General features: G+C 27.9%; 11 protein-coding genes. All 11 read left to right on the top strand.

The features are described 5' to 3' along the window. The coding region (locus Q3304_RS04135; protein ID WP_407814773.1) for a M20/M25/M40 family metallo-hydrolase at positions 1–738 on the top strand (738 nt) is incomplete at its 5' end. Positions 739–1,047: 309 nt separating this feature from the next. Next, positions 1,048–2,250 carry a sensor histidine kinase gene (locus Q3304_RS04130; protein ID WP_054277260.1) on the top strand — a complete coding sequence of 401 codons (1,203 nt, stop codon included), beginning with the start codon at positions 1,048–1,050 and terminating at the stop codon, positions 2,248–2,250. A 4-nt stretch (positions 2,251–2,254) separates the two neighbouring features. Further along, positions 2,255–3,025 carry a LytTR family DNA-binding domain-containing protein gene (locus Q3304_RS04125; RefSeq protein ID WP_074178487.1) on the top strand — a complete coding sequence of 257 codons (771 nt, stop codon included), beginning with the start codon at positions 2,255–2,257 and terminating at the stop codon, positions 3,023–3,025. A 146-nt stretch (positions 3,026–3,171) separates the two neighbouring features. Further along, the gene (locus Q3304_RS04120) at positions 3,172–4,593 is read left to right on the top strand and encodes a carbon starvation protein A (RefSeq protein WP_054271179.1); all 1,422 of its coding nucleotides are present in this window, start codon (positions 3,172–3,174) and stop codon (positions 4,591–4,593) included. Positions 4,594–4,770: 177 nt separating this feature from the next. Beyond that, the gene (locus tag Q3304_RS04115; protein WP_054271178.1) at positions 4,771–5,253 is read left to right on the top strand and encodes a TraR/DksA C4-type zinc finger protein; all 483 of its coding nucleotides are present in this window, start codon (positions 4,771–4,773) and stop codon (positions 5,251–5,253) included. Positions 5,254–5,301: 48 nt separating this feature from the next. Beyond that, positions 5,302–6,072, top strand: a complete 771-nt coding sequence (locus Q3304_RS04110) for a polysaccharide deacetylase family protein (protein WP_407814772.1) — start codon at positions 5,302–5,304, stop codon at positions 6,070–6,072. 158 nt (positions 6,073–6,230) lie between these two features. After that, positions 6,231–6,677 (top strand): signal peptidase II, encoded by a 447-nt coding sequence (gene lspA, locus Q3304_RS04105; protein ID WP_054271176.1) that lies wholly within the window; start codon positions 6,231–6,233, stop codon positions 6,675–6,677. Beyond that, a complete protein-coding gene (locus Q3304_RS04100) occupies positions 6,646–7,593 on the top strand; it encodes an RluA family pseudouridine synthase (protein ID WP_407814771.1) in 948 nt (315 codons plus the stop codon). The genes lspA and Q3304_RS04100 overlap by 32 nt, the downstream gene beginning before the upstream one ends. A gap of 356 nt (positions 7,594–7,949) precedes the next feature. Then, positions 7,950–8,483: a bifunctional pyr operon transcriptional regulator/uracil phosphoribosyltransferase PyrR gene (pyrR, locus tag Q3304_RS04095; RefSeq protein WP_054277257.1), complete on the top strand. Its 534-nt coding sequence runs from the start codon at positions 7,950–7,952 to the stop codon at positions 8,481–8,483. Between the two features lie 282 nt (positions 8,484–8,765). Then, positions 8,766–9,974 (top strand): uracil-xanthine permease family protein, encoded by a 1,209-nt coding sequence (locus tag Q3304_RS04090; protein ID WP_407814770.1) that lies wholly within the window; start codon positions 8,766–8,768, stop codon positions 9,972–9,974. A gap of 290 nt (positions 9,975–10,264) precedes the next feature. Further along, positions 10,265–11,926, top strand: coding sequence for an ABC-F type ribosomal protection protein CplR (gene cplR / locus Q3304_RS04085; RefSeq protein ID WP_407814769.1), 1,662 nt, complete (start codon positions 10,265–10,267; stop codon positions 11,924–11,926). Positions 11,927–11,954: the final 28 nt, after the last annotated feature.

The following is an 11,954-nucleotide window of genomic DNA, read 5'->3' as shown; positions in this document are numbered from 1 at the left end:
TGTAATGATTTGATAGAAAGTGACGAACCTGGACATGTTCCTGTAAAGGAAGGTTTCAATTCAGAGCATCATGCCTGTGGTCATGATGCACATACTGCTATTGGATTTGGGACAGCAAAGATTTTATCAAAATACAAAGACAAGATTAAAGGAAAAGTTATGCTTATATTTCAACCTGCTGAAGAAGGTGGAAGAGGTGCAATTTCTTTAGTAGAAAAAGGAATTCTACATGAAGTTGACTACATATTTGGTGGTCATAGTGCCCTTGCAGCAGCAATAGCAACACTAAATATGCTTGCTATACCTAGAACTGGAAAAGGTGCAAGTCGTATTAATATTGGAGTGTTGCAAGCAGGTACAGGGCGTAATGTTATCCCTGATAATGCTATTTTGAAAGCTGAAACAAGAGGTATTACAAATGAAATTAATGAATATATGCTTGAAAGTGCAATTAGAATATGTGAATCTTCTACATTAATGTATAAGTGTAAATATAGTCTAGATTTTAAAGGAAAATCTGCTGATTCTTATTGTGATAAAGATTTTGTAGAGTTTGTAGCAAAATCAGGTAAATGTATTGATGGGATTAGAGAAATAGTTGATCATGCTGATTTGGGTGCAGGAGAAGATTTTACATATATAGAAATATACATAAAAAAAGATGAGCTTCTGCTCATCTCAAAGGGGTTAGATTATTCTTACTTTGGGGAAAGTAGAATAAAGGTAAAAGTTAACTAACGTTAACTTTGTCTTTTTTGCATATCACTACTGAGCATAAAAAAATCAGAAAACCATAGCCTTCTGAACTAACTTTAAATATGTACTTTATACCCAATATGTAATTTATGAGTTAATTTTAACTCTTATAATAAAAATTGTCAATAATATATCAAAAAAACATTTTTTAAATTTATATAATTAAACGGATTTATGTTTCTATATAGATGATATGATACAATAACTATGGAATTTATTTTTATGTATTTAACTTACAGTAAAAATAATAAATTTAAAGTGTATGAATAGTTACTTTTTAAGAGGGAAAATATGAAAACATCAATTTTAATAGCATTAATAGAAAAAACAAGTCTTATTGTTGTATTATTTCTTCTGATAACAAAGTCAAAAACGTTTAAGCAAATATTTCAAAAAGAAGAATACAGTTTTAATGATTTGGTATGTATAGCATTAGTTTTTACCTTTTTGGCTATATTTGGTACTTACAATGGTATAAATTATATGGGTTCAATAGTAAATACCAGAATAATATCTATAGTATCAGGAGGTGTTTTATTTGGACCAATGGTAGGTATTACAGCGGGGGTTCTTTCTGGTATTCATAGATACTTTATGGATATTGGAGGTATAACATCTGTCCCATGTCTTTTATCAAGTATCCTAGCAGGTGTATTGTCTGGATTTCTATACAAGAGGATACCAAAACAACATAGAGTAATATATGGCATACTGGTAGGTATGGTTTCTGAAAGTTTTACTATACTACTTATATATTTAATATCGCATCCACATTCTTTAGCGATTCAAATAATTGGTGGAATATATTTGCCTTTAATTGTTGGACAGATTGGAATAGGATTTGTTATATCCATAGTTGAGGGGATTGAAAAAGATAAAAAGGATATAGAAGCAAGAAATAAAGCAGAGATAAAGGCACTTCAAAGACAGATTAATCCTCATTTTTTATTTAATTCCTTAAACACAATAGCTTCATTTATAAGATTCAGTCCAGATAAAGCCAGAGAACTAATAATAAATTTATCAACTTATTTAAGATATAATCTGGAATATAGTGATAATTTAATAGATATAAATAAAGAAGTTGAGCAGGTCAAATCTTTTGTAGAGATAGAAAAGGCTAGATTTGGAGAATTATTAACTGTATCTTATGATATAGATGATGTAAATATAAAGATTCCAAGTTTGATTATACAACCATTGGTGGAAAATGCAATAATACATGGGATTTTAGAAAGTGGTAGAGCTGGTACAGTAAAAATATCTATAAAAAAATTACAATATTCATTAGAAAATACTGTAAGAATATCAATTGAAGATGATGGTATAGGTATAAGTGAGGAAATCATAAATAATGTATATCAAGATAATATGCCTGAAAATAAGATTGGGCTTTATAATGTGCATTTAAGACTCAAATTAATGTATGGAAATGGGCTTAATATGAGAAGAACTGACAATGGGACTTTGATAGTATTTTATGTAAAGGAGTAGTAGGATGAGAGCTATAATAGTGGAAGATGAGTTTCCAGCAAGAAAGGAATTGAGATATTTTATTGAAAATAAAAGTAGCATTGAGGTAGTGAGTGAATTTACTAATGGTATAGAGGTGTTAGATTTTATTCAGGAAAATAAAATAGATGTAATTTTCTTGGATATAAATATACCTCATCTTGATGGTATATTGCTTGCAAAAACATTGAATCAATTTAAATCGAGACCTAAAATTATTTTTATAACAGCGTATGAAAATTATGCAGTTGATGCTTTTTCTTTGGGTGTATTTGATTATGTGCTTAAGCCATATTCTGAAGAGCGAATAATTTCTATGCTGAATAAGTTAGAAAAAAGTGAAATGAATAGTTCTGAACTATCTAATGATAATAATAATTTATCCAATGACAGGAAAGACATAATAAATCAAAATATAGAAGAAATAACACATAAAATTAGTCTTTGGAAAGGTGACAAACTGGTTGTAATAGATATTGATGATATATATTATTGTGAAGCCAATGAAAGGCAGACATTCATATATACAGAGAAAGAAAAGTTTATATTAAAAGAAGGAATTTCAGAAGTAGAAACTATGGTAAATGATAAAGCTTTTTTTAGAACACATAGGTCTTATATCGTAAATTTAAGCAAAGTAAAAGAAATTATACCATGGTTTAATAATACATACATATTAAAATTAAAAAATAGTGATTATGAGGTAACTGTAAGTAGAAGCAAAGTAAAAGAATTTAGGTTATTGATGCATATATAAAGTCATTTCATGTACTTAAATATGCACTTAATATAATTAACATTTATATTAGCATAAAAAAGTATTACTATTTGAACTGGAAATAGTTTTCTTAAACTTATAAAAATTTATAAAGCAATTATACAAAAAACTAAGGGGATGAATTTATGGTAAGTTTTTTAGGTTCAATAGTAGTACTTATAGCAGGGTATTTTATCTATGGTACATTTGTAGAAAAGGTTTTTGGAATCAATGATAAAAATCAAACTCCAGCTATAGCTTGTAGAGATGGAGTAGATTATGTTCCAATGAAATGGAAGAGAATCTTTTTAATTCAATTTTTAAATATCGCAGGATTAGGACCTATATTTGGAGCTATACAAGGAGCATTATTTGGACCATCAGCATTTTTATGGATTGTATTTGGAACAATCTTTGCAGGTGGAGTACATGATTTTGCTTCTGGATATTTATCAATGAAGAATAAAGGTACATCTGCATCAGAGTTGGTAGGTCTTTATTTAGGTAATGGTGCAAAAATAGCAATGAGAATATTTAGTGTTATTCTTTTAGTATTGGTTGGAGTTGTGTTTGTAACAGGTCCAGCAGGATTATTAAAAACATTGACAGGTATAAATACGCAAATATGGGTTGGGGTGATAATTCTTTATTATATTATGGCTACTGTTTTACCAATAGACAAATTAATTGGTAAAATATATCCTGTATTTGGAGCTGCTTTGTTAATTATGGCAGTAGGTGTAGCAGGAGGATTAATAATAAAGGGATATAACATACCAAATATAAATTTACAAAATATGAATCCAAATGGAACACCTTTATTTCCTTACTTATTTATAACAATAGCATGTGGAGCAATATCAGGTTTCCATGCAACACAATCACCACTAATGGCAAGATGTGTTGAAAAAGAGAGTGAAGCAAGACCTGTATTTTATGGGTCAATGGTTGCAGAAGGTATAATAGCTTTAGTTTGGGCAGCAGCAGCCATGTCATATTTCCATGGTATACCTCAACTTAACGTAATATTTAATGATGGTGGAGCAGCAACAGTTGTAAATACAGTGTCTGTTGGATTGATGGGTCCTATTGGAGGGGCTTTGGCTATACTTGGAGTTGTAGCATGTCCTATAACTTCTGGAGATACAGCATTTAGAAGTGCTAGATTAACAATAGCAGATGCAATGAATTATAATCAAGATGCAGTTAAAAATAGATTTTTAATAGCTTTACCATTGTTTGCAGTTGGTGTTGCTCTTACATTTATAGATTTTAATATAATTTGGAGATATTTCTCTTGGGCAAATCAGACACTGGCTATGATAATGTTGTGGACTGGTTCTGCATATTTAGTTAAAGCAAATAAAAATCATTATATAACTACATTACCAGCACTTTTTATGACTGTAGTTACATTTAGCTATATAATGCAGGCAAAAGAAGGTTTTAGATTGCCAGTTAATATATCTAATGGAATAGGTATTGTTGTTGCAATAATTCTTGGACTTTTATTCTTTAAAAAGGCTAAAGATATCAAAGAACAAAATAGTCATAAATTGGCAAGTTAGAGAAATGTTTATTATAAAAAATTAAAAATTTATATTTAAATTATGTTCAAAAAATTGTAGGTAAATTTAAAATTTACCTACAATTTTTTTTATCAAATCTTATTTTTTACTGTATGTTTAATTTAGTTTTCCACATACTATTTTTATGATATAAATATGAAAATAGAGGTGTTGAAAATGGATACTAAAAAATATAAAGATAGATTATTAAAGGAAAAAGAAAAATTAACTAATTTAGTAGTAGATATGAAAGACAATACTTTATTTGGAGATACGACTAAACATACAAGCGAAAAGTATTCATCAGGAGAGCTATCTAGTTATGATAATCATATAGGAGATATGGGAACAGATGTATATATGCAAAATATGCAAAATAGCTTAATAAATCATGAAGAAGGAAGAATGTATCAAATAGATTTAGCCTTATCTAAAATAGAAGATGGAACGTATGGGATTTGTGACTTATGTCATAAAAAAATAGATTTAGAAAGATTGGATATATTACCAGATACAAATTTATGTAATAGTTGTGCTAATAAGAATGATGATTTATTAGGAGATGCAAGTGAAAATCCTGAAGTTGAAAATACTAATTTTTATTCTGAATACTTGACTGATTTGACTGATTTAAATAAAAATGAATTATTGAAAGACTAAAAACTGACATCACATATTATTCAAGTGAATTGGAAAAGAGGTAATGACATGAAAAAGGTAATATGGGGTATATGTATATGTTTATTATCACTAGTAGGTGTGTATACATATAATCATAATCAAGATAACTTAAAAGAAACTTATAGTTTGAGTGATAGTAAAATCAGTGATTATGAAGATGTGATAATAAAAAAAGGAAATGATGATGAAAAGGTTATAGCTTTGACCTTTGATGATGGTCCAGATGAGGTCTTTACACCACAAGTACTTGATATACTAAAGAAAAATGATGTGAAGGCAACTTTTTTTGTGGTTGGAGAAAAGGTAGAATATAATAAAGAATTATTAAAAAGACAGTATGATGAGGGACACGAGATAGGGAATCATACGTTCACACATATAAATGTTGCAAAAAATAGTTATGATAAGGTAGAAAAAGAAATAACAGACACACAAAATGCTGTAAAAAATGTAATTGGAGTAGAACCCAAAATATTTAGACCTCCATATAGAGCCATGAGTAAGAGTGTTTGTGATATTATAGTTTCTAAGCGTATGAACATAATTCTATGGTCAAACCTAGACCCTAGAGATTGGTCTAATCCTGGGGTGGGAAGTATTATAAATACTATTCTTACAAAAGTTCAAAATGGTAATATAATACTTTTACATGATTATAATAATAAAAGGAATGATAAGTCACAAACTATACAAGCCTTAGAAGTAGTAATACCTAAATTAAAAGAAAAAGGATATAAATTTGTAACAATATCAGAACTTATAGCTCACTTAGATAAAAATGAACAAGTACAAAAATAAAAAATACTTATTAAAATATTAATGATGTTTGTATTGCAAATTTACAAGCATCATTAATATTTTAAGATAGTTGCTCTTTGGAGTATTTTTTTTGTATAATAGTAATAGCGTGTTTCAAATAAAATTGATTTTTAAATAATTTATAGGGGGAAAAATAATTGCTATATGTATTAATAATAATTCTACTTATAGGATTAGACCAACTGTCTAAAATATGGGTATTGAATAATTTGGTAGATGTATCAACAATACCAATAATAAATAATGTATTTCATTTAACTTATGTAGAAAATAGAGGTGCAGCATTTGGATTACTACAAAATAACCAATGGATATTTATAATAGTTGCATTACTTGCAACAGTATTTGGATTATATTATCTTAATACAAGAAAAGTACATATATTTGGTAAGCTGGGTATTATATTAATAATATCAGGAGCATTAGGAAATCTAGTTGATAGAGTTAGACTGGGTTTTGTAGTAGATTATTTCGACTTTAGGATTATATGGGAATATGTATTTAATATAGCAGATGTATTTGTAGTTGTAGGAACTGTATTTTTATGCATATATGTTTTATTTTTTGAAAGTAAAAGTAGGTGATTTAATGGATGAAGTAAAAGAGTTTTTGGTACTTGAAGAAGAAGAAGAGATTAGACTTGATGTTTATCTAGCAGAGCAACTAGGTGATATGTCACGAAGTTATATACAAAAAATTATAAAAGATGGTAAAGTAAAGGTTAATGATAAGGTAGAAAAGGCTAAGTATCTAGTTAAAGAAGACGATAATATTGTTATAGAGATACCAGAACCTAAAGTTTTAGAAGTTGTAGCTCAAGATATTCCAATAGATATTGCATATGAAGATGATGATGTTTTGATAATAAACAAACCTCAAGACATGGTTGTTCATCCGGCTCCTGGAAATTATGAAAATACATTGGTAAATGGGATTTTATACCATTGTAAAGATAAATTATCATCAATAAATGGTGTTATTAGACCAGGTATAGTTCATCGGATAGACAAAGATACTTCTGGTCTTCTTATGATAGCTAAGAATAATTATGCACATAATTTTTTAGCAGAACAATTAAAGGAACATACTATAACTAGAGAGTATGAATTTATATGTTATGGTGTGGTTAAAGAAGATAAAATAACTGTAGACAAGCCTATAGGAAGAAACCCTAAAGATAGGCTAAAAATGGCTATAGTAAAAGATGGTAGAAATGCAACTACGCATTTTGAAGTAGTAGAAAGATTTGATAAATTTACTCATATGAGGGCTAGACTTGAAACTGGTAGAACTCATCAAATAAGAGTTCATGCTTTATCTATAAATCACCCGCTTTTAGGTGATAGTGTATATGGTCCAAAAGAAAATAAATTTAAATTAAAAGGACAAACTTTACATGCCAAGAAGTTAGGATTTATACATCCTACTACAAAGGAGTATATTGAATTTAATTCAGAATTACCCGAGTATTTCAAGGAAGTTATTAGAAAAATTAAATAAGAGTTCGTGTGGTACTATAAATCATTTATTTGTTTTTGTATAAGTGATAAATTTAGTGAAATTTAACTAAAATATTTTATATTAAAGTATTTTGCTTAAAAAAGCTTGAAAAATTTGAAATATAAATATATAATTTGAGTTAATGGATTATAAAAATTATCTTTAAACGATACAGAGATATCGTAAGACAATTGCTAAATTAGACTGTATATTTTTATATAAGAGCTTCTTGTCTTGTGATGAGGAGTTTTTTGTTGTTTAAATTGAAATTTTAATTAAGAATAAAATTATAAAAATTAAAAGAAAGGAGTAGACTTGTCAAAAATATATATTATATATTTGACAATAATTATGATATGGTAGAAAAAGCTCAATTAATGGATGAAAAAGCAATAGTAAGAGCAATTACTAGGATAAGTCATGAAATAATTGAAAGAAATAAAGGTGTAGAAAATCTAGTTTTAGTTGGAATAAAAACCAGAGGTGTACCAATTGCAAATAGAATTTCTAAAAGAATAGAACAAATAGAAGGAACAAAAGTGGATACAGGAGATATTGATATAACCTTGTATAGAGATGATTTGGAAAAAATTGATGTGGAACCTGTAGTTAAGGGAACGTATTTAGATTTTAATGTAAATGATAAGACTGTGGTTCTAGTTGATGATGTTTTGTATACAGGAAGAACTGTGAGAGCAGCGCTGGATGCTATTATTGATATAGGAAGACCTAAGTCAATACAATTGGCAGTATTAGTGGATAGAGGACATAGAGAGTTGCCTATAAGAGCAGATTATGTAGGAAAAAATGTACCTACTTCTAGACATGAAATTATATCTGTTAGTTTACTAGAAATTGATGGAGAAGATTCAGTTACAATCAAAGAATAATAATTTTAAAATATTGTATAAAAGCTTAGCATTGAATAGTCAGGGAGGAGGATAAAGCTTACATAGATTGCACAAAATAAATATTATAATTTTATGTATGTGTGTCTTAATGTAGTCTTTATTCTCCTTTATTTGAGTTTTTAATGTCGTAAAATGTAAAAAAAGATAAGTTTTATGATAAGTATATAGAGATTAAAAAATAGAATCTAGGGAATGATAATTAATTAAAAGATATTAATTAAACAGAGGATTTATTTATATATAATAATTTTGGAGGTTTTTATGAAAAAAACGATAATGTCTTTACAACATCTATTAGCCATGTTTGGAGCGACGGTATTAGTTCCCATTTTGACAGGCTTCAATCCGTCAGTTGCGATTTTCTGTGCTGGTGTTGGTACATTGATATTTCATTTTTGTACAGAAGGAAAAGTACCTGCCTTTTTAGGTTCAAGTTTTGCATTTATACCAGTTATACTGGCTGCTAAAGAGGCATATGGTGGAGACTTAGCATATGCTCAAGGTGGTATAATAGTAGCAGGATTAATTTATATTATAATGTCAATTATAGTAAAAGTAGTTGGAGTAAATAAAATTAAATTGTATTTTCCAGCACAAGTTACAGGAGCTATGATAGTAGTTATAGGATTAAATTTATTGCCAACAGCTTTTAGTATGGCTTCAGCAAATTTTGTAATAGCATTTATAACTTTAGCAATAGCAATTTTAACTAATAAATTTGGTAGAGGATTTATAAAGCAATTAGGAATATTAATAGCTGTTTTTTCTGGCTATATAATATGTTTAATATTAAATTTAGTAGATGTAACTACAATTGCAGAAGCAAGTTTATTTGCAATACCTAATTTTACAATACCTAAGTTTAGCTTGGGAGCAATTGTAATTATATCTCCAGTTGTATTAGCTGTATTTATGGAACATATAGGAGATATGACTACTAATGGAGCTGTAGTTGGTAAAAACTTTATAGAAAATCCAGGTTTAAACAGAACTTTACTTGGAGATGGATTTGCAACTATAGTTGCAGGTTGTTTAGGTGGACCAGCTAATACAACTTATGGAGAAAATACAGCTGTACTTGCTATAACTAAAAACTATGACCCTTCAATACTTAGACGTACAGCAGTCTTTGCTATATTACTTGCTTGTGTAGGTAAGTTTGGAGGATTTCTTCAAAGTATACCAAGCTCAGTTATGGGTGGAATTAGTATAATGCTATTTTCAATGATAACTTATGTGGGATTAAAAACTATAAGAGATAGTTCTTGTGTAGAAAGTAAAATCAATTTGTTAATAATAGCAGTTATATTACTAATAGGTCTTGGAACAACATACCTGTCTAATAAAGGTATATCCATAGGGATACCAATAACAAGTACAGTAAAGATAACAGGTCTTAGCTTAGCTGCAATTGTTGGAATTGTATTAAATAGAATTTTAAATAATAAGGATTTTAAAGTTGAAGAATAGTAAATAATGACTTGTGTAATTTTAAATAATTAAATTTATATAGACATTTGTAATTAATGTTGATATAATAGTTAAAAATAAATGAAAGAAAGGGCAAGGTAACTGGGACAATGAGAATATAATCTATTTTTTATAATTTAAAGTATTGTAATTTTTGAAAAGCCTATTTTGGTGGCTTTATTTACGATGCTTGAATTAAGGAGAGTAGATTATAGTCTATACGTTTGTTTGTTATGCCTATTTATGTAAATCTCTCCTTATATTTAAGTGTGTTAAGGAGGGATTTTTTTATGTTGTTAGTAAAAGTAGAAAATTTAAAGAAATATTATTCTGATAGATTAATTTTAGATATAGATAAGTTTGAAGTGTCAGAAGGTGAGAAAATAGGTCTAGTTGGTTCAAATGGTCAAGGAAAAACAACTTTATTAAAAGCAATATTAGGTGAAATAGAAATAGATGAAGGTCATATTCATCTTACAGATAGCTATTCTTATATAAGTCAAAGTGAGAATAACATTGAAATGTGTAGTAATAGTAAAGAAAAGAGTATTTTAAATGCTCCAGATAGATTTGAAGAGTACTTATCAGGAGGTGAAAAAATCAAGCTAAAGATAGCAGATGCGCTAAGTGATAAGAAAAGTATATTAATAGCTGATGAACCAACTTCAAACTTAGATAAAAAAAGTATTGGTATTTTAGAAAATATGTTTAAAAGATATGAAGGTGCATTATTATTAATATCTCATGACAGACGTTTCTTAGATGAGTTATGTACAACTATAGTGGAGTTAGAGGATGGAAAATTAAAAGCTTACAAAGGTAATTACACTGATTATTTAATGCAAAAAGATGAAGAAGTAAAAAGAGCTGATTTTGAGTATCAGGAATATGTTAAAGAGAAAAAAAGACTTGAAAAAGCTCTTTTATACAAAAAAGCTTTAAGTGATGGTGTAAGAAAAACTCCAAAACGAATGGGTAACTCAGAGGCCAGATTACACAAAATGGGTGGGCAAACTAATAAGAAAAAATTAGACTCAAATGTGAAGGCTATAAAAAGTAGAATTGATAATCTTGAGATAAAGAATAAACCTAAGGTCTCCACTGAAATGAAGATTAAGATTCAAGATGGTATGGAGATAATTAGCAAAAACTTAGTAGAGATAAAAGATATGACTTTAAATCTAGGAAATAAATGCCTACTAGATAATGTTTCTTTTAAAATAAAAAGAGGCAAAAAAATAGCTTTATTAGGTGAGAATGGATGTGGAAAAAGTACTCTGATAAAAGAAATATTAAGTAATAAAAATGACTGTATAAAAATAAATAACAAGGTAAATATAGGTTATTTCGACCAACATCAAAATATCTTAGATGAAGAAAATAGTGTTTTATACAACGTTAAGGTTAATAGTTCATTTGATGAGTCTTTTATAAGAATAAATTTAAATTTATTTGGATTTAATGGTGATGATGTCTACAAAAAGGTAAAAGTACTAAGTGGTGGAGAAAAAGTAAAAGTAGCACTATGTAAAATAATATTGGAAGATAACAACTTTTTAGTGTTTGATGAACCAACAAACTACTTAGATATAAAATCTATGGAAGCACTAGAAAAGGCATTGATAAATACTGATAAAACTATGCTTATAGTATCTCATGATAGAATATTTACATCACATATTTGTAACTATATTATGGAAATAAAAAATAATAAAATAAGAGAGTTTGATTGTTCTTATGATGAATATATAATCAATAGAAATAAAAAAGCTCCGAGTAGAGAAAACAAAACTAAAAAAGAAAATCTTTTAGTATTAGAAAATAGACTTACAAATATTATCTCTATGTTGTCTATAGAAAAAGATAATATAAAGAAAGAACATTATGAATCAGAATATAATGAGTTGTTAAAGCAAATCAGTAAAATAAAAAATAGTTTGTTAGAAGATTAAATGTATCTTCATCATTTTAACAATGAAA

It is taken from the genome of Clostridioides sp. GD02377 (genome assembly GCF_045899875.1).
Lineage (GTDB): Bacteria > Bacillota > Clostridia > Peptostreptococcales > Peptostreptococcaceae > Clostridioides > Clostridioides difficile_A.
Note: the sequence above shows the minus strand (reverse complement) of the source record. Positions and strands in the feature narration are given on the sequence as shown.

Excerpts from the sequence above, each read along its gene's own strand:
- Q3304_RS04130 (WP_054277260.1), top strand. The coding sequence starts at position 1,048 with ATGAAAACATCAATTTTAATAGCATTAATAGAAAAAACAAGTCTTATT.
- Q3304_RS04125 (WP_074178487.1), top strand. The coding sequence starts at position 2,255 with ATGAGAGCTATAATAGTGGAAGATGAGTTTCCAGCAAGAAAGGAATTG.
- Q3304_RS04120 (WP_054271179.1), top strand. The coding sequence starts at position 3,172 with ATGGTAAGTTTTTTAGGTTCAATAGTAGTACTTATAGCAGGGTATTTT.
- Q3304_RS04115 (WP_054271178.1), top strand. The coding sequence starts at position 4,771 with ATGGATACTAAAAAATATAAAGATAGATTATTAAAGGAAAAAGAAAAA.
- Q3304_RS04110 (WP_407814772.1), top strand. The coding sequence starts at position 5,302 with ATGAAAAAGGTAATATGGGGTATATGTATATGTTTATTATCACTAGTA.
- Q3304_RS04100 (WP_407814771.1), top strand. The coding sequence starts at position 6,646 with ATGTTTTATTTTTTGAAAGTAAAAGTAGGTGATTTAATGGATGAAGTA.
- pyrR (WP_054277257.1), top strand. The coding sequence starts at position 7,950 with ATGGTAGAAAAAGCTCAATTAATGGATGAAAAAGCAATAGTAAGAGCA.
- Q3304_RS04090 (WP_407814770.1), top strand. The coding sequence starts at position 8,766 with ATGAAAAAAACGATAATGTCTTTACAACATCTATTAGCCATGTTTGGA.
- cplR (WP_407814769.1), top strand. The coding sequence starts at position 10,265 with ATGTTGTTAGTAAAAGTAGAAAATTTAAAGAAATATTATTCTGATAGA.